The organism is Amycolatopsis sp. MJM2582 (genome assembly GCF_000754115.1).
Taxonomy (GTDB): Bacteria; Actinomycetota; Actinomycetes; order Mycobacteriales; family Pseudonocardiaceae; genus Amycolatopsis; species Amycolatopsis japonica.
The window spans coordinates 1-17724 of sequence record NZ_JPLW01000009.1; the positions used below are offsets into that span (position 1 = coordinate 1).

15 protein-coding genes are annotated in these 17724 nt (G+C 69.1%); 7 read left to right on the forward strand and 8 right to left on the reverse strand.

The annotated features are described in order from the left end of the window. Positions 1 to 158: 158 nt before the first annotated feature. A complete protein-coding gene (locus ED92_RS38735; protein ID WP_034316250.1) occupies positions 159 to 557 on the reverse strand; it encodes a DUF4233 domain-containing protein in 399 nt (132 codons plus the stop codon). Next, the gene (locus ED92_RS38740) at positions 554 to 2230 is read right to left on the reverse strand and encodes a folylpolyglutamate synthase/dihydrofolate synthase family protein (RefSeq protein WP_037347532.1); all 1677 of its coding nucleotides are present in this window, start codon (positions 2228 to 2230) and stop codon (positions 554 to 556) included. Before ED92_RS38740 ends, ED92_RS38735 begins: the two co-directional genes overlap by 4 nt. Positions 2231 to 2300: 70 nt before the next feature. Between ED92_RS38740 and ED92_RS38745 the strand changes: the two genes are divergently transcribed. Together ED92_RS38745 and ED92_RS38750 are read left to right on the forward strand one after the other, a co-directional pair. Beyond that, a complete protein-coding gene (locus ED92_RS38745) occupies positions 2301 to 2930 on the forward strand; it encodes a bifunctional 2-polyprenyl-6-hydroxyphenol methylase/3-demethylubiquinol 3-O-methyltransferase UbiG (protein ID WP_037347535.1) in 630 nt (209 codons plus the stop codon). A 107-nt stretch (positions 2931 to 3037) separates the two neighbouring features. Beyond that, positions 3038 to 3913 carry an SGNH/GDSL hydrolase family protein gene (locus tag ED92_RS38750; protein WP_037347538.1) on the forward strand — a complete coding sequence of 292 codons (876 nt, stop codon included), beginning with the start codon at positions 3038 to 3040 and terminating at the stop codon, positions 3911 to 3913. Positions 3914 to 3973: 60 nt separating this feature from the next. Here the strand turns inward: ED92_RS38750 and ED92_RS38755 are convergent, their stop codons facing one another. Beyond that, positions 3974 to 6607 (reverse strand): valine--tRNA ligase, encoded by a 2634-nt coding sequence (locus ED92_RS38755; RefSeq protein WP_037347541.1) that lies wholly within the window; start codon positions 6605 to 6607, stop codon positions 3974 to 3976. 107 nt (positions 6608 to 6714) lie between these two features. Between ED92_RS38755 and ED92_RS38760 the strand changes: the two genes are divergently transcribed. The 4 genes from ED92_RS38760 to ED92_RS38775 all read left to right on the forward strand — a co-directional run bounded on the left by ED92_RS38760 (position 6715) and on the right by ED92_RS38775 (position 11361). Continuing rightward, the gene (locus tag ED92_RS38760) at positions 6715 to 7689 is read left to right on the forward strand and encodes a hypothetical protein (RefSeq protein WP_235213507.1); all 975 of its coding nucleotides are present in this window, start codon (positions 6715 to 6717) and stop codon (positions 7687 to 7689) included. Between the two features lie 29 nt (positions 7690 to 7718). Continuing rightward, the gene (locus ED92_RS38765) at positions 7719 to 8036 is read left to right on the forward strand and encodes a hypothetical protein (RefSeq protein ID WP_037347543.1); all 318 of its coding nucleotides are present in this window, start codon (positions 7719 to 7721) and stop codon (positions 8034 to 8036) included. A gap of 43 nt (positions 8037 to 8079) precedes the next feature. Continuing rightward, positions 8080 to 10392, forward strand: coding sequence for an FdhF/YdeP family oxidoreductase (locus ED92_RS38770; protein ID WP_037347546.1), 2313 nt, complete (start codon positions 8080 to 8082; stop codon positions 10390 to 10392). An 81-nt stretch (positions 10393 to 10473) separates the two neighbouring features. Then, on the forward strand, positions 10474 to 11361 hold the full coding sequence (locus ED92_RS38775) for a hypothetical protein (RefSeq protein WP_037347548.1): 888 nt from the start codon (positions 10474 to 10476) through the stop codon (positions 11359 to 11361). Positions 11362 to 11367: 6 nt separating this feature from the next. Here the strand turns inward: ED92_RS38775 and ED92_RS38780 are convergent, their stop codons facing one another. From ED92_RS38780 to ED92_RS38790, 4 genes are read right to left on the reverse strand one after another with little or no spacing between them, the layout of a single operon-like run. Next, the gene (locus ED92_RS38780) at positions 11368 to 12771 is read right to left on the reverse strand and encodes an LCP family protein (protein ID WP_037347551.1); all 1404 of its coding nucleotides are present in this window, start codon (positions 12769 to 12771) and stop codon (positions 11368 to 11370) included. A 48-nt stretch (positions 12772 to 12819) separates the two neighbouring features. Next, on the reverse strand, positions 12820 to 13563 hold the full coding sequence (locus ED92_RS38785; protein ID WP_037347555.1) for an SDR family NAD(P)-dependent oxidoreductase: 744 nt from the start codon (positions 13561 to 13563) through the stop codon (positions 12820 to 12822). A gap of 15 nt (positions 13564 to 13578) precedes the next feature. Further along, complete coding sequence (locus ED92_RS43730) at positions 13579 to 13707, reverse strand: hypothetical protein (protein WP_255355414.1); 129 nt, start codon at positions 13705 to 13707, stop codon at positions 13579 to 13581. After that, complete coding sequence (locus ED92_RS38790) at positions 13704 to 15065, reverse strand: OFA family MFS transporter (protein ID WP_037347558.1); 1362 nt, start codon at positions 15063 to 15065, stop codon at positions 13704 to 13706. The genes ED92_RS43730 and ED92_RS38790 overlap by 4 nt, the downstream gene beginning before the upstream one ends. A gap of 101 nt (positions 15066 to 15166) precedes the next feature. Here ED92_RS38790 and fdhD point away from each other — a divergent pair, with 101 nt between their 5' ends. Continuing rightward, positions 15167 to 15997 (forward strand): formate dehydrogenase accessory sulfurtransferase FdhD, encoded by an 831-nt coding sequence (fdhD, locus tag ED92_RS38795; protein ID WP_037347559.1) that lies wholly within the window; start codon positions 15167 to 15169, stop codon positions 15995 to 15997. A 269-nt stretch (positions 15998 to 16266) separates the two neighbouring features. Here the strand turns inward: fdhD and ED92_RS38800 are convergent, their stop codons facing one another. Next, on the reverse strand, positions 16267 to 17700 hold the full coding sequence (locus ED92_RS38800; protein ID WP_037347561.1) for a carotenoid oxygenase family protein: 1434 nt from the start codon (positions 17698 to 17700) through the stop codon (positions 16267 to 16269). Between the last annotated feature and the right edge of the window lie 24 nt (positions 17701 to 17724).

The following is a 17724-nucleotide window of genomic DNA, read 5'->3' on the forward strand; positions in this document are numbered from 1 at the left end:
CCGGCTGGAAAGTCCAGATCACCAACGGGCGGCCGGAATTCATTCCACCGCAGTATCTAGATCCACTGCAAACGCCCCGCCGCAACCATCGCTGAACCCGAGGGAGCCCGCCGACCACATGGCGACGGGCCCTTCGGCATGCCTAAGTGGCGACGCCGTTACTGCGGTTGCTGCTGCTGACTCGGCAGCGTCCCCGCCGCCATCCGCCGTGCCACGTCCCGCCGCAGCCACAGCAGCCACAGCCAGATCCCGAGGAAGATCACCCCGAGGATCGCCACGGCGGGCAGCGCGACGAAGAACGCGATCAGCGCGACCTGCAGCACCAGCACCGCGGGCACTGCCCACGGCTTCTTCAGGAAACCGCACAGCACGATCAGCGCGACCGCGATCACGATCACCGACCACCCGGTGAGCGAACCGACCCCGCCGCCGAGTTTCGCCACCACCGGCAGCGCGAGCGCGACGGTGATGCCCTCCATGATCAGCGAACCGGCCATCACCCCGCGGAAGGACTTCATCGGGTCCTTGGCGGGCGGCTTGGGGGTCTCGTCGGTCACGCCGGCTCCTTACCGAACAGGGTCCTGGCCTCGCCCGCGGTGACGACGGAGCCGGTGACCAGCACGCCGCCGCCCGCCAGCGGTTCCTCGGGGTCGTCGCTCTGCTCGACGAGGCCGATGGCGGTCTCGATCGCGGCGTCCAGGCTGGGTTCGGCCACGACGCGGTCTTCGCCGAAGATCGAGATGGCGACGTCGTTGAGTTCGTCGAGCGGCATCGCGCGCGGGGACGAGTTCTTGGTGACGACGATCTCGGACACCACCGGTTCGAGCGCGTCCAGGATGCCGCGGGCGTCCTTCTCCGCCATCACGCTGACCACGGCGGCGAGGCGGCGGAAGGCGAATTCCTCGGCGACGGTGGTCGCGAGCGCCTTGGCGCCGTGCGGGTTGTGGGCGGCGTCGAGCAGCACGGTCGGTGCGGCGCGGACGCGCTCCAGCCTGCCGGGGGTCTCGACCTCGGCGAAGGCCTCGCGGACGGCCTCGATGACCAGTTGCTTGTCCTTGCCCGCGCCGAAGAACGCCTCGACGGCGGCCAGCGCGAGAGCGGCGTTGGCGGCCTGGTGCGCGCCGTGCAGCGGCAGGAAGATCTCGTCGTAGACACCGCCGAGGCCCTGCAGCTTCAGCATCTGCCCGCCGACGGCGACCTCGCGCTCCAGCACGCCGAACTCGCTGCCGGCGCGGGCGACGCTCGCGTCGACCTCGATGGCGCGTTCCAGCAGGATCTTCTGGACTTCCGGCTCCTGCTCGGCGATGACCGCGACGCTGCCGGGTTTGATGATCCCGGCCTTCTCCACCGCGGCTTTGGCCGGCGAGCCGCCGAAGTACTCGACGTGGTCGACGCCGATCGGCGTGATGACGGCGACGTCGCCGTCCACGACGTTGGTGGCGTCCCAGGAGCCGCCGAGCCCGGTCTCGATGACCGCGGCTTCGACGGGCGCGTCGGCGAAGGCCGCGAACGCCATCCCGGTCAGCACCTCGAACTTGCTCATCGGCACCGCGTCCGGGCCGCCGGCGTTGTCCACCATGGTCACGTACGGCGCGACGTCGCGGTACAGGTCGACGTACGCGGCGGCGGAGATGGGGGCGCCGTCGAGCGCGATCCGCTCGGTGACCAGCTGCAGATGCGGGCTGGTGTACCGGCCGACGCGCAGGCCCATGCGGGTCAGCAGCGCGTCGATCATCCGGGTGGTCGAACCCTTGCCGTTGGTCCCGGCGACGTGCAGCACCGGGTAACCGCGGTGCGGTTCACCCATGAGGTTGACCAGGGCCGCGATCCGGGCGAGGGACGGCTCGATCTTCGTCTCGGGCCAGCGCTGGTTCAGCTCGGCCTCGACGGCGAGCAGTTCGCGGCGCGCCTGCTGCCCGTTGGGGTCCGACGGGGCGAACTCGTCACCCTGGTCGTCCAGTTCGTGCAGTTCGACGTCCTCCGGCGCGACGAGGTCCGGCACGGGGCCGAGCGCGAGGTTGTCCCCCAGCTGCCCGATCCCGCCGATACCGCCCCGTGCACCGCCGCCCGCCTGGTACGCGGCGTCGGGTGCGTCCAGATCCGGGTCGGTGTCGTCGGACGGATCGTGGGCGCGGGCCCCCAATTCGTCGACACCGGCGAAACTGTCCAGATCTGCCAGGTCCGGGGATTCCCTGAAATCTTCGGAATCCCGGCCGTCACCTCGCGGCACGAACTCTCCTCTTACCCTTGCTGCCTGTCACGCCGAGTCTACGTGCGGCTTTTCCTGGCACTCTCGACGCATGGGGTTCAACCACAACGACCACTATCACCCGCTGCTGCTCGACCAGCTGCCTCCCGGCCCCGGCGTGGCGCTGGACGTGGGCTGCGGCAGCGGACGGTTCGCGCGGCGGCTCGCGGCCACCGGGATGCACGTCGAGGCGATCGACCGGTCCGGTCCGATGATCGAGCTCGCCCGCGCCGCCGGCTCGCCGGGCCCCGGCACGATCTCGTACCGGCAGGCCGACGTGGTCGCCGAAAAGCTGCCGGACGAGGCGTACGACTTCATCTCCTGTCTCGCGATGCTCCACCACGTGCCGTTCGACACGGTCACCAAGCTGCGGGACGCGCTGGTCCCCGGCGGGGTGCTCGCCGTGCTCGGCCTCGGCAGGCCCAGCACCGTCGGCGACTACGCGCGCGCTCTCGTGGCCTCACCGGTCAACGCGCTGGCCAGGGTGATCGTGTACGCGGGCGAGCGGCTGAACGGCGGCGCCGACCCGCTGCCGACGGCGCCGATCGTGGAGACCTTCCCGCCGATGAGCCGGATCCGGCGCGACGCGGCCGGCCTGCTGCCCGGGAGCAAGGTCCGGAACCTGCTCTTCTACCGCTATCTGCTGGTCTATCGCAGACCGGAAGACGATCACCCGATGTGACACCCCAAGCGGGTGAAACCGGCGCTCGACCACCCGATCGGCGGCGCCGACCGGGGCGGATCCGGTTCATTTTTGAGAGGCCATCCAGTCCGGAGATCGGGGTCCTCATGCGCTACAGACGCGTCCTGTTCGCGGCCGTCTCGACCGTCGTCCTGCTGATCGCCTCCGCCACGGCGGCCACCGCCACCACGCGGTCCTACCGCAATTACGTAGCGCTGGGTGATTCCTACACCTCCGGACCGCTCATCCCGCTCCCCCGCCTCGATCCGCTCTTCTGCGGCAAGTCGACGCAGAACTACCCGTCGATGCTCGCCGCGGCGCTGCGGGTCCGCTCCTTCACCGACATCAGCTGCGGCGGTGCCGACACCACCAACATGACGCAACGCCAAAGCGTGACGCTCGGCAGCAACCCGCCCCAGTTCAGTGCCCTGCGCGCGAACACCGACCTGGTCACGGTCGGTATCGGCGGCAACGACTACGGCGTCTTCGGCACGCTCGTCGGCACCTGCCCGTCACTGCGCGCGAGCGATCCCACCGGGAACCCGTGCCAGGAGCGGTTCACCGTCGGCGGTGTCGACACCATCAAGGCCAAGATCGCCGACACCGGCAAGAACGTCGAGAAGGTGCTGGCCGGAGTCCACGCCCGCTCGCCGCGCGCCGACGTGCTCGTCATCGGCTACCCGCGGATCGCGCCGGAACGCGGCTACTGCCCGAAGATCCTGCCCTTCGCCGAGGGCGACTACGCCTGGCTCAACGACGTCGAGAAGGCGCTGAACTCGGCGATCGAGAAGGCCGTCGCGGCCGACGGCAAGGCGACCTTCATCGACACCTTCGGACCGTCCGCCGGGCACGACGCCTGCGCGCCGAACGGGGCCGCGTGGATCAACGGGCAGCACACGAAGCTGCTCGCGGCGGCGGCTTACCACCCGTATCGCACGGGGATGGCGGGCGTGACCGGAGTGATCCTCCGTCACCTCCGCTGAATGCAAGGAACGGTCCTTTCCTCGCAAATTTTGCGAGGAAAGGACCGTTCCTAGCGTTCGTCAGGAGGCGGGAAGGGCGGCCAACCGGGCGTTGATGCGCTCGATATCCGCGACCGCGGTCTCCTTGCGGGCCCGGATCTTGCCGATCACCGGCTCCGGCGCCTTGTCGATGAATGCCTGGTTGCCGAGTTTGGCCTCGGCCTGCGCCAGTTCCTTCTCCGCCGCGCCGAGGTCCTTCTGCAGGCGCTTGCGCTCCGCGGCGACGTCGATGGTGCCGGACAGGTCCAGCTCGACGGTCACCACACCGGCCGACAGCCCGACCTCGAGCGACGCGCTCGGCGCGAAGCCTTCCTCCGGCTGGGTGAGCCGGACCAGTGAGCGGATCGGCTCGTCGTGCCCGGTGAGCTCGGCGAACCCGTCGCCGGACAGCCGCGCCGCCACCTTCTGGCTGGGCTTGAGGCCCTGGTCCGCGCGGAACCGGCGCACCTCGGTGACCAGTTTCTGCACGTCCGCGATCCGCTTGTCCGCCACGGCGTCGGCGTACGAGGCGTCGGCCACCGGCCACGGGGCGATCACCAGCGATTCGCGGCCGGTCAGCGCCGTCCACAGCTTCTCGGTGATGAACGGGATGAACGGGTGCAGCAGCTTCAGCACGGTGTCGAACACGTGCCCCAGCACCGCGCGCGTCGCCGTCACGCGGGCCTCGTCACCCTGGAAGACCTGGACCTTCGACAGCTCCAGGTACCAGTCGCACAGCTCGGTCCAGGTGAACTGGTAAAGCGTGTCGGTGGCCTTCGCGAACTGGTAGTCCGCCAGATAGCCGGTGACCTCGTCGACGACGTCGCCGAGCCTGCCGAGGATCCAGCGGTCGGCCTCGGTGAGTTCGGCGGCCGGGGGCAGCGGGGCGTTCGCGTCCGCGCCGTTCATCATCGCGAACTTGGTGGCGTTCCAGAGCTTCGTGGTGAAGTTCCGGGAGCCCGCGACCCACTCCTCGCCGATCGGCACGTCGGTACCCGGGTTCGCGCCCCGCGTGAGGGTGAAGCGCAGCGCGTCGGTGCCGTATTTGTCCATCCACTCGATGGGGTCGACGCCGTTGCCCGCGGTCTTCGACATCTTCTTGCCGAACTGGTCGCGGACCATGCCGTGCAGCGCGATGGTCTTGAACGGCGCCTCGCCGGTGGCGTAGAGGCCGAACATCATCATCCGCACGACCCAGAAGAACAGGATGTCGTAGCCGGTGACCAGCACCGACGTCGGATAGAACTTGTTCAGGTCCGGGGTCTTCTCCGGCCAGCCGAGGGTGGAGAACGGCCACAGGCCCGAGGAGAACCAGGTGTCGAGGACGTCCGGGTCCTGGGTCCAGCCCTCGCCCGAAGGCGGCTCCTCGTCCGGTCCGACGCAGACGACCTCGTCGTTCGGGCCGTACCAGACCGGGATGCGGTGGCCCCACCACAGCTGACGCGAGATGCACCAGTCGTGCAGGTTGTCGACCCAGTCGAAGTAGCGCTTCTCCAGCTCCGGCGGATGGACGTTCACCCGGCCGTCGCGCACCGCGTCGCCGGCGGCCTTCGCGAGCGGGCCGACCTTGACGAACCACTGCAGCGAAAGCCGCGGCTCGATCGGCTCCTTCGAGCGCTCGGAGTGCCCGACGCTGTGCAGGTACGGACGCTTCTCCGCGACGATCCGGCCCTGCTCGCGAAGCTTCTCCCGCACCGCGACGCGGGCCTCGAAGCGGTCCATGCCGTCGAACTCGGTGCCGGTGCCGTCGATGCGGCCCTGCTCGTCCATGATCGTGATCATCGGCAGGTCGTGCCGCTGGCCGATCTCGAAGTCGTTCGGGTCGTGCGCGGGGGTCACCTTGACCGCGCCGGTGCCGAACTCCGGGTCGACGTGCTTGTCCGCGACGATCGGGATCTTGCGCCCGGTGAGCGGCAGCTCGACCTCGGTGCCGATGAGGTGGGTGTAGCGCTCGTCGTCCGGGTGGACCGCGACGGCGGTGTCGCCGAGCATCGTCTCCATCCGGGTGGTGGCCACGACGATCGCGTTCTCGCCGTCGCCGTAGCGCATCGACACGAGCTCGCCCTCGACCTCTTCGTGCTTCACCTCGGCGTCGGACAGCACCGACCGCAGCTCCGGCGACCAGTTGACCAGGCGCTCGGCGCGGTAGATGAGGCCGTCGTCGAACAGCTTCTTGAAGATCGTGTTGACGGCCTTGGACAGGCCGTCGTCCATGGTGAACCGCTCACGGGTCCAGTCGACGCCCTCACCGAGGCGCTTCATCTGGGCGAGGATCTTGCCGCCGTGCTCGTTCTTCCACTGCCAGACGCGCTCCACGAAGGCCTCGCGGCCGAGCTCGCGGCGGCTGGTGCCCTCGGCGCGGAGCTGCTTCTCGACCAGCGCGTGGACCGCGATGCTCGCGTGGTCCATGCCCGGCAGGTACAGCGTCTCTTCGCCGAGCATGCGGTGGTAGCGGGTGATGGCGTCGATCAGGGTGTGCTCGAACGCGTGCCCGATGTGCAGCGAACCGGTCACGTTCGGGGGCGGGATGACTACCGTGAACGGCGGCTTGTCCGACGTGGGGTCGGCCGTGAAGTAGCCGGCGTCTACCCAACGCTGGTAGAGCGAGGCTTCTTCGTCGGCCGGGTTCCAGGTACCCGGAAGGTCGGTCTGCTGCGGCTGGGCGTTCTCGGTCACAGTTGACAAGTCTACGAACCCCCTCTATCGACTTCCTCACCGGCCGTAACGCCCGCCGTTCCCAGCCGATGAGGGGATGTCGTGACGCACTGGGGAGGGGCGGGTTCGTGGAGGACGCGCGGTTGGAGACGCATCCGGATCTGATGGATCCGGAGTGGCGCAAACGAGCCGAGCGCGAGGCTCGGCTCGGCGCGAAGAAGGACCGCAAACGGCAGCGGAAGCAGCGGCCGCGCCGCCGGTTCCGGATGACCCGCAGGGTCGTCGTCGGCCTGTTCGTGATCGGGACCGTGGCATTGCTCGGGGCCACGGCGGTCGTCATGCACCAGATGCGGGGAAGCGCCGATCCGGGGCCGCAGCCTCCGAAGGCGGCCCCGGTGCTCACCGGCGTCGACCTCGACCGGCCTTTCGACCGCACTCCCGCCGCGAACTGGCGCGAAGGGACGGCCGGGATCACCGTGCCGGCGGGGCAGGCCGTCGGCGGCTTCAGCGCGCAGGAGGTCGACGCCGCGTACCGGAAGGTGACGGAGGCCATCTCGGCAGCGCGGCTCGGCTCCCGGGCACTGCGGGATCACGACGGTTCGGAACTGCTCGCCCTGCTGGCCCCGAACGAGCGCGCGCGGCTCGAAGCGATGCTGACGAGCGCGCCGACCGTCGAGAAGGGCAGTTACCTGACCCTCCTCGGATCGAATCGGCTGCTCCCGGCGCGGCCGCGCATGACCGGTTTTCTCACCGCGAAGGCCGGTCGTAAAGGCGAGCTGATCGTCCACGCGAGTTACGTGACCGCGTACGCCTTCGACGTACGCCCGGGTGACGCCCGCTCGCCGGTGGACATCGTCCCGTTCGTCCGCGACGAGGAGGACTACGTGCTCCGCAAGGCACCGTTCGCGAAGGGTGACGCGGGACTCAGCTTGGGCGCAAGCTCGGGCTTCACGTCACGCATGGCCTGCGACGCGATCAAGACCGGCATCCTCGCGCCCCAGTACGCTGACAAGGACAGACCTCTCGTCGGCCCACCCGTCGCCGACGAGGTCGCCGCCTACGACCCGACGAAACCCTTGCCGTCGCTGGACACCTGCCGGTAGTCGGCCGAACCCTGGGGAAGAGGACCGAGATGGACGAAGAGGACCGGCGGATCGAGACCCATCCGGATCTGATGAACCCGGACTGGCAGAAACACGCCGAACGCGACGCCTGGCTGGGTGCGAAGAAGGAACTCAAGAAGAAGCGTCGTAAGCAGCAGAAGGCCGCCGCGAGCGGCTACTCAGCGCCAGGGACGAGCCGGTGGCCGGGCATCGCGGCGCTCGTCGGCCTGATCGTGCTGGTCGCGGCCGCGGTGACGGTGAACGCGGTGCAGGAACGCGGCGTCAACGAGACACCTTGGTTCCCGCTCGACGAAGCGCAGATCAGCCGGATCGTCACCAACGCCTGACCCCTCGGTCGCGCGCGAAGACGGCAAGGCGCACGATGGGGTCATGACCCGCGAAGCACCCGCGAACGACGTTGACGAGACACAGCTCGAGGTCGGGAAACCGAAGAGCTGGGCGGCCGGGATCCCCGGGGTCGCCGTCTCCCTGATGCGCGGCATGGAGCAGATGGGCGCCGCGCGCACGGTGAAGACGCTGCGCCTGCTGAACCAGCGCGACGGCTTCGACTGTCCGGGTTGCGCTTGGCCGGAGCCGCGCGAGGTCGACGGCGAGCACCGCAAACTCGCCGAGTTCTGTGAGAACGGGGCGAAGGCCGTCGCCGAGGAGGCGACGAAGCGCCGGGTCGGTCGTGAGTTCTTCGCCCGGCACTCCATCCACGAACTGGCGGACAAGACGGACTACTGGCTCGGCCAGCAGGGCCGCATCACCGAGCCGTTCGTGCTGCGCGAAGGGGCTTCGCACTACGAACCGATCTCCTGGGACGACGCATTCACGCTGGTCGCGGACGAACTGCGAGCGCTGAGCGACCCGAACGAGGCGATCTTCTACACCTCCGGCCGCACCAGCAACGAGGCCGCGTTCCTCTACCAGCTGCTCGTGCGCTCCTACGGCACCAACAACCTGCCGGACTGCTCCAACATGTGCCACGAGTCCTCCGGCGCGGCGCTCGCGGCCACGACCGGGATCGGCAAGGGCTCGGTGTCGCTCGCCGACATCCACAAGGCGGACCTCATCGTGGTGGTCGGCCAGAACCCGGGCACCAACCACCCGCGCATGCTGTCGGCGCTGGAGGAGGCCAAGGGCAACGGCGCGAAGATCATGGCGGTCAACCCGCTGCCCGAAGCCGGTCTGATGCGGTTCAAGAACCCGCAGAACGTCCGCGGCGTGGTCGGCAAGGGCACCCCGCTGGCCGACGAGTTCGCGCAGATCCGGCTGGGCGGCGACCTCGCGCTGTTCCAGGCGATCGGTCATCTCCTGTTGCAATGGGAGCAGGAGACCCCCGGCACGATCGTCGACCACGCGTTCATCGAGTCGTCCTCCGAGGGGTTCGAGGGCTACGCGATGCATCTGCGGGAGATCGACTGGGACGAGGTCGGCGTCGCGACCGGGCTGCCTCGTGAGCAGATCGAGCGGCTGGCGCGGATGATCGCGACGTCGAAGCGCACCATCTACTGCTGGGCGATGGGGCTGACACAGCACAAGCACGCGGTGCAGACCATCTCCGAGATCGCGAACCTGGCGCTGATGCGCGGCATGATCGGCGAGCCGGGCGCGGGCCTGTGCCCGGTGCGCGGGCACTCCAACGTCCAGGGCGACCGGACGATGGGCATCTGGGAGAAGATGCCGGAGTCCTTTATGGACAGTCTCGACGCGGAGTTCGGCATCAAGGTGCCGCGAGACCACGGTCACGACACCGTCGCCGCGATCCGCGCGATGCGGGACGGGCACGGCAAGGTCTTCTTCGCCGTCGGCGGCAATTTCGCTTCCGCGACACCGGACACGGAGCTCACGGAGAAGGCGCTCAAGTCGTGCTCCCTGACCGCGCACGTGTCGACGAAACTCAACCGCTCGCACGTCGTGCCCGGCAGGACGGCGCTGATCCTGCCCACCCTCGGCCGCACGGAACGCGACGTCCAGGCCGGCGGCGAGCAGTTCGTCACCGTCGAGGACTCGATGTCGCAGGTGCACACCTCACGCGGCAGGCTGGCCCCGGCCAGCGAGCATCTGCTCTCCGAGGTCGCGATCATCTGTCATCTCGCCGAAGCCCTGCTCGGCGCCGGGCACGCCGTGCCGTGGCGGGATTTCCACGCCGACTACGACCTCATCCGCGACCGGATCGCGCGCGTCGTCCCCGGCTGCCACGACTACAACGCCCGGGTGCGCGAGCCCGACGGGTTCGTCCTCCCGCACGCGCCGCGCGATTCCCGGCAGTTCAACGGAACCGCGAACGGCAAGGCGAACTTCACCGTCTCCGAACTCGAATACCCCCAGGTGCCCGAAGGCAGGCTGCTGCTGCAGACGATGCGCAGCCACGACCAGTACAACACCACCATCTACGGCCTTTCCGACCGCTACCGCGGCATCGAGGACGCGCGGCGCGTGGTGCTGGTCAACCCCGGCGACCTGGCCGCGCTCGGGCTGGCCGACGGCGCGATGGTCGACCTGGTCTCGGAATGGCGGGACGGCGACCGCCGGGCCCCGCGGTTCCGGGTGGTCTCCTATCCGACGGCGAAGGGCTGTGCGGCGGCGTACTTCCCCGAGGCGAACGCCTTGGTGCCGCTGGATTCGGTGGCGGACAAGTCGAACACCCCGGTGTCGAAGGCGATCGTGGTGCGGCTGGAGCCGGTGGCCGCACCTTAGGCTGCCCGCTTGGCGGTGCCGCGCGGCGCCGGACGGGGTCCACCGTGAAAGGGCCAACCCCTTTCGCGGAAAGGCCTTGCCATGTCACGAAGATCGACCTCGCGTTGCTTCGCCGCCCTGGCCTCGCTCCTGCTCGTCGCGGTGCTGCCCGGCGCGGCCACCGCCGCTCCGGCCGCACCGCCGCCGCTGCCGTTCGTCTCCCAGCTCGACCTGTCCTGCTACCGGACCGAAGGCTACAAACCACCGCCGACGGAGCTCACCCTCAAGCACCTCAACCCCGTGCTCGGCAATTTGCCGGTGGAGACGGTCAAGCTCGGTGAACGCCAACAGCTGTGCGTGCCAGTAGCGAAGAACGGCGTGATCCCACCGCCGGGGATCGTCGACTACGTCCGCTGGGTGGATCTGTCGTGCTACCGGATCGAAGGCCGCTCGGTGGACTTCCCGCTGACGCTGAGCCATCTCAACCCCGTCGTGCAGAAGCTCGGCATCCAGGATTCGCCCGTGACCATGTTGTCGCCGGAGCAGTTGTGCGTCCCGGTCGCGAAGAACGGGAAGCTGCCGCCACCGGAGATCCTGTCGTTCGTGCGGCATATCGACCTCGAGTGCTATGCCTTGCGTGTCCTCGGCATTCCGACCATCCCGTTCCCGCTGACGCTGGGCCATCTCAACCCGGTGCTGGCCGACCGGCCGAAGACGGACGTGAAGGTCGGCAACGCGCGGCAATTGTGCGTCCCGGTGGCGAAACGCGGTGACGAGATCCCGCCGGAGGTGCTCGGCACCGTCCAGTGGCTGGATCTGGCGAAGGCGGACGTCAGCACCGCGCCGAGCGTCGTCGGACCGCTCACGCTCAAGCTGACCCACCTGAATCCGGTGCTGAGCCACCTTCCCGGCGAAGCGGCCGTCATCACCGAGCCGGTCCAGCTCGGCCTTCCGGTCGCGAAGAACGGGAAGATCCCGCCAAGGGAGTGACGCGGCTCAGTCGATGCAGTCGGCGCCATCGGCCGTGATCGGCGGCTCCGCCAGCGCACCGATCGCGCCCCCGCCCGCGGAGACGCCCGGTCCTTTGTAGACCTGGCCGAGGACGACCTCGATCTTGCCCGCCGCGACCGAATCGGCTTTCTGGACGTCCAGTCCGCCGAGCAGTTTCGCGATCTCCGCGGCGGGCCCGGCCGCGTCGCTGTACCGGACGACCGATGTCCGCCGTCCGGCCTCGGCCTTCGTGTCGCCCTTGCCGAAGCCCTTCTCCGCCAAGAGATCCGAGACGCGGGCGGCGAGACCGTCCTTGCCGCTCGCGTTGACGACGTCGACCTTGGGCCCGGCGGGCGCCTGCGGGGTCGTCGGCTGGACACCGATCAAGGAAGCGGCGAACGCGCGCACCTGGGCGGGATCGACCTGCACGGCGGTCCACGTCGGATGCCGGGGGTCGTAGCGGTAGTCGGGGTTGACCACCGGGATGGTCTCGAACGCGATCCCGCCGCCGGACACCCCGCGCATCTGCCGCACGAAGTCGAGCAGGTTCCACGAACCGTCGAGGACGACCGAACGCTTCACCGCGTCGATCAGGTCGGACACGCGCGCCGGGTTGGCGAGGGTCCCGCCGGAGAGCACCTGCTTCGCCAGTCCGGCGAGGAACACCTGCTGGCGGCGGACGCGGTCGAGGTCGCTGCGGGGCAGGTTCTTGCGCTGACGGACGAAGGCGAGCGCGTCGGCGCCCGCGATCGTCTGCCGCCCGGCGGGGAAGTCCGCCCCCGAATCGCGGTCCTTGGTGGCCTTCTTCAGGCAGACCTCGACGCCGCCGACGGCCTTGCTGATCTCGTAGAAGCTCAGCAGGTTGACTTCGGCGAAGTGGTCGATCTTGACGCCGCTGAGCTCCTCGACGGCCTTCAAGGTCGCCTTCCGCGCCGCGGTGATCGCCTGCTTGTTGATCTCGGCCTTGTCGGTCTTACCCGCCGCACGCTGCTCGTTCGCCGACGCGAACTTGGTCCGGCCGAAGATCTCGTTGATCTTGCTCTTGTCCTTCGTGCCCGGCTGCGCGACCCACGAGTCACGCGGGATCGAGAACGCCTTCACCGCCTGCTGGCCGTTGGGGATGCGGAGCACGATGAGCGTGTCGGTCAGGTCGTCGCCGTTCGCCCCGGCCCGCAGTTCCCGCAGGATCTCCGGCGGAAGCGGCCGGTCCTGGTTGTCGGTGCGCGCGTCGCGCCCGACCAGCAGGATGTCCAGCGAACCGTCGGCGGGCTGCTCCCCCGGATCCGGCGCCTCGATCACGTCCTCGCGGGTGATGCCGTCGAGCGACTCCAGCGTCGTGTATCCGTACGCGGTCCCGCCGAACACCGCCACCGCGAGCGCGGCGACCAGGACCTTCCCCAGCTTGTGCACGTCCCATAGACGCGCGGGAGGCCGTCACCGCTGCATCAGTGATCCAGTTCACATCCTCAGATGCGAGGCGCCGTTCAGGTCGAGGATCGCCCCGGACGCCCAGGCGGCCTCGCCGGAAGCCAGGTAGAGCACCGCGGCCGCGACCTCCTCCGGCGTGCCGACCCGGCCGAACGGGCTCTCGCTTCGCGCGCCTTCGACCTTCGCCGCGACCCGGTCCGTCGCGGTGAAACCGGGCGCGACCGAGGTCACGGCGATCCCGTGCGGGGCGAGGGCGACGGCGAGCGACTGCCCCAGCGAGTGCAGCGCCGCCTTGCTCGCGCCGTACGCCGGGAACTCGGGCTCGCCCTTGAAGGCTCCCCGCGAGCCGATGTTGACCACGCGGCCGGGCGCGCCGCGTTCGATCATGTGCCGCGCCACGCAGTAGGTCACGTTCGCGGTGCCGAGCACGTTGACGTCGAGCATCCGCCGCCAGACCCGCTGCCAGTCCTCATAGGACACTTCGGCGACGGGATGGGCCGCATCCGCGGAGGGCGCGAAGGCGGCGTTGTTCACGAGGACGTCCACCCCGTCCACCAGCGCCTCGGCCTCGTCGGCGACCCGTTGTGCCACTTCGGGTTCCGAAAGATCACCTTGGATCAGGCCGTGTCCGGAACCGGGCAGCCCGCCCAGCGTCCGCTCGGCCTCCTCCCGCTTCGAGGCGTAGTGGACGGCGACACGGTCGCCCTTTTCCGCGAAGGCGCGGGCGATCGCGCGGCCGATGCCGCGCGACGCCCCGGTGACCAGAACTCCCACGGAACCGACCCTACTTCAGCCGCCGAAGAGCTGGACCACCTTGCGGAACAGTTCGTAGACGCCGTAGGCGAACGGGAGCGCGACCCACAGCCACGCGAAGACCATCAGCCCGGTGCGGCGGCGTTCGGGTGCCTGTTCGGTCATCGGGCCTCACTCCTCGCGGGCTCGCCGGACGACGCCGGCTCGTGGTACTTCGGGTTGACGGGGCGCACCAGCTCGTTCGCGACGAAACCGACGATCAGCAGGCCGATCATGATGAACAGCGACGTCGTGTACAGATCCGGGCCGACCTTGCCCGCGGACTTCTGGCTGTCGGCGATGGCGTTGACGATCAGCGGCCCGAGTACGCCGGCCATCGACCACGCGGTCAGCAGCCTGCCGTGGATCGCGCCCACCTGGTAGGTGCCGAAGAGGTCCTTCAGATACGCCGGCACGGTCGCGAAGCCGCCGCCGTAGAAGGACAGGATCAGCATCGCGCACAGGACGAACACGAGCTTCGAGGCGTTGGTGGTCAGCGCGATCACCAGGTACAGCAGGGCGCCGACGCCGAGGTAGAGCCGGTAGATGTTCTTGCGCCCCACCAGGTCCGAAGTGGACGACCAGACGAACCGGCCGAGCATGTTGGTCAGCGACAGCAACGCGACGAACCCGGCCGCGGCGGCGGTGCCGACCGGCGTGGAGGTCTCGCGGAAGAAGTCCGCGATCATCGGCGATGCCTTCTCCAGGATGCCGATGCCCGCGGTCACGTTGAAGCACAGGACCACCCAGAGAAGCCAGAACTGCGGCGTCCTGATGGCGTTGCGCGCCGACACGTTCGCGGTGGTGATCATCGCGTTGCCGTGGTCGGTCTTCGGTTCCCAGCCCTGCGGCTTCCAGCCGTCGGCGGGCACCCGCACCAACAGGATGCCGAGGGTCATGAAGACGGCGTAGACCAGGCCGTGCACGAGGAAAGCCGTCGCGACCGTCCCGATGGACCACGGCGCCGTGCCCAGCATCTGCGAAGACCACGGGGAGGCGATCAGCGCGCCGCCGCCGAAGCCCATGATCGCGATACCGGTGGCCATCCCCGGCCGGTCCGGGAACCATTTGATCAACGTCGACACCGGCGAGATGTAGCCGATCCCGAGCCCGATGCCGCCGATCCCGCCCCAGCCGAGGACGACGAGCCAATACTGCGACGTCGCCACGCCGAGCGCGGACAGCAGGAAGCCCGAGCTGAAACAGACCATCGAGACGAACATCGCCCAGCGCGGCCCGTTGCGTTCGACCAACGTCCCGCCGAAGGCCGCCGACAGCCCGAGCATCACGATGCCGAGCTGGAACGGCAGCGCGCTCTCCGTCCCGGTGAGGCCGAGGGTCTTCTCCAGCGGCGGTTTGAAGACGCTCCACGCGTACGCCTGCCCGATCGAGAGGTGGACGGCCAGCGCGGCGGGCGGCACCAGCCAGCGGCTCCAGCCCGGTGATGCGACGATGCGGGAACGGTCCAGGAAGCCGACAGCCATCCGGCGCCTCCGTACTCTGAGGATGTGCACTGGGAATGTATTACTTAATTCCCGACGTTGCAGTATCCGAGTGTCGAATAAGCGGTCAGAAGGGTGGACAAGTGGGCAGGGTGACGGTGCGGCGTCCGGTGCGGAAGATCTCCGCGACCAAGGACGTGCGACGGCCCGACGCGCTCGCGGCCGAAGAACCGCTGGAGATCCGCGTCGGCGGCAAGGCACTCGCGGTCACCATGCGGACCCCCGGCAACGACGTCGAACTCGCGCACGGGTTCCTGTTGTCCGAAGGCGTGCTCGCCTCGCGCGAGGACGTCGCGGTCGCGCGGTACTGCGACGGCGTCGACGACCAGGGTCGCAACACCTACAACGTCCTGGACATCGCGCTGGCCGAAGGGGTCGCCCCGCCGGAGACCGGCGTCGAGCGGAACTTCTACACCACGTCCTCGTGCGGCGTCTGCGGCAAGGCCGCGCTCGACGCGGTGAAGCTGAAAAGCCGGTTTTCCCCGGAGAAGTCCGGATTCGCGGTGAGCACCGACGTGCTGGCGAAACTCCCGGACACGCTCCGCGCGCACCAGAAGGTGTTCTCCAGCACCGGTGGCCTGCACGCGGCCGCCCTGTTCGACGGCGACGGGAACCTCGCCGTGGTCCGCGAGGACGTCGGCAGGCACAACGCCGTCGACAAGGTGCTGGGCTGGGCGCTGCAGGCGGGCCGGATCCCCGCGGCGGACACCGGGTTGCTGGTGTCCGGCCGCGCCTCGTTCGAACTGGTGCAGAAGGCCGCCATGGCCGGGATCGGCCTGCTGGCGGCCGTCTCCGCGCCGTCGTCGCTGGCCGCGGAACTGGCCGAGGAGAACGGCATGACCCTCATCGGTTTCCTGCGCGGCGACAGTATGAATCTCTACACCGGGGAACAGCGGGTGCTCGGCCTCGACTGAGCGGCGAGGACGGGTGGAACCGTCCTCCTGTACCTACTGGCCGAAGTCCGCGAAGGCGTGACTCGCGTGATCGGGCACGTGACTCGCGTGATCAGATGGACGACACACGTGATCGCGTGGACGACACCCGTGATTGGACGGACGGCTCGCGGTGGGGCTCGGCCGCGAGCGCGCCGTCCCGCTGATCACGAGTGTCGTCCTTCTGATCACGCGTGCCGTCCGCGTAATCACGCGAAAGTACCGGTTCGGCACCGCCGGTCACGGGACCTTTACTCCGTGCCCACCCAGTTGCCGTGGAAACCGTTCGGCACCCGGTCCGGCAGGTGCACGGCCCCGACGGTCTCCAGCGTCTCCGCGTCCAAAATGGTCAGATCGCTCTTCTGCGTCGCGGGATCGTAGACGAACCCCATCAGCACGCCCTCGTCCTCGCCGGCGTCCACCGAGGACGGCACGAACACGAACTCCCCCACCTGCGCGCCGTCGCCGAATTCCCGCGACCGGACCGACCGGTTCCACAGATCGTGCTTCAGCAGGGAACCCGACGACGCCGAACCATCCTTTGTGGACACCGAGTAGCCGAACCGGTGCGGCCGCCCGACCAGCCGTTCGTCGACGCGCGGGAACTCCTGCCCCTGGTCGTCGAGACGTTCCTCGACGACCTTGCCGACGCTCAGGTCGACGGTCCAGCGGTCCAGGGTCGGCGGCCCCTCGGCCGGTCCGAGCAGCTCGGTGTCGAACATCTTCGGATGCCGGACGACGTCCAGCACGATGGTGTCGCCGTCGTCGTAGGCGTTCATCGGGTGGAACACGTAGCACGGCTCGATCTCGAACCAGCGGACGTCGCCGTTGCCGCCGTCGCGCGGCATGACACCGATCCGCGCCGGGTACTTCGGGTTCCAGCGGTACGGCAGGCCGGCGTTGCCCGAGATCCGCTGACGCAGCCGCGCGCTGAGCGGATCCGGCACCTTCACCTTGCCCACCAGCGCGGACACCACCAGCTGCGCGGGCGTGCGCAGGAACGGCGGCACGGACGCGGCCACGGCCTGCTCGCTGTCGAAGGCGACGGGGAGGTCGTAGAAGACGACGTGCTTCTCGGTCAGGGAGAAGTCGTGCATCATCGGCGAGCCGGTGACCTCGACGTCGACCGTGCGCCGCGCGCGGCCCTGCGCGTCGATCACCGAGTACTGCACCTTGTTCCCCGAGCCGAAGAAGTACGAGACGGCGTGCAGCTCACCGGTTTCCGGGTCCCGCTTCGGATGCGCGGTGTAGCCGCCGGGCAGGGTGCCGTCGAAATCGCAGGCACCCACGGTGTCGAGTTCGTCGGTCAGTTCGAAACTCGTGGCGCCGCCCTCGATCAGGGCGAGGGTCTTGCCCGCGTGGCCGATCACGTTCGTGTTGGCCCCCAGGCCGGCGGCCGTGCCGCCTTCCCAGCGTTCACCGAGCTCCCGCGCGAGCCGGGGATTGCGCACCCAGCGGTTGCGGTACCACTCGGCGCGGCCGTCCCGCAGCCGGACGCCGTGCACCATGCCGTCGCCCATGAACCAGTGGTACGTCGCGGGGTCCACTTCAGACAGGGGGTTCGGGCCGTTCCGCAGATAACGCCCGTCCAGGTACTCCGGGATGTGCCCGGTGACGTTCAGTTCGGTGATCGTGTGCTCACGGCTGACCGGGGCGAAGTTGCCCTCGAGGAACTTGTTGCCCATCACAGACCCCTACCCTGGAATAAC

Coding starts and splice junctions, on each gene's coding strand:
- ED92_RS38765 (WP_037347543.1), top strand. CDS start 7,719: ATGGACGAAGAGGACCGGCGGATCGAGACCCATCCGGATCTGATGAAC.
- ED92_RS38790 (WP_037347558.1), bottom strand. CDS start 15,065: ATGGCTGTCGGCTTCCTGGACCGTTCCCGCATCGTCGCATCACCGGGC.
- ED92_RS38775 (WP_037347548.1), top strand. CDS start 10,474: ATGTCACGAAGATCGACCTCGCGTTGCTTCGCCGCCCTGGCCTCGCTC.
- ED92_RS38800 (WP_037347561.1), bottom strand. CDS start 17,700: ATGGGCAACAAGTTCCTCGAGGGCAACTTCGCCCCGGTCAGCCGTGAG.
- ED92_RS43730 (WP_255355414.1), bottom strand. CDS start 13,707: ATGACCGAACAGGCACCCGAACGCCGCCGCACCGGGCTGATGGTCTTC.
- ED92_RS38750 (WP_037347538.1), top strand. CDS start 3,038: ATGCGCTACAGACGCGTCCTGTTCGCGGCCGTCTCGACCGTCGTCCTG.
- ED92_RS38770 (WP_037347546.1), top strand. CDS start 8,080: ATGACCCGCGAAGCACCCGCGAACGACGTTGACGAGACACAGCTCGAG.
- ED92_RS38745 (WP_037347535.1), top strand. CDS start 2,301: ATGGGGTTCAACCACAACGACCACTATCACCCGCTGCTGCTCGACCAG.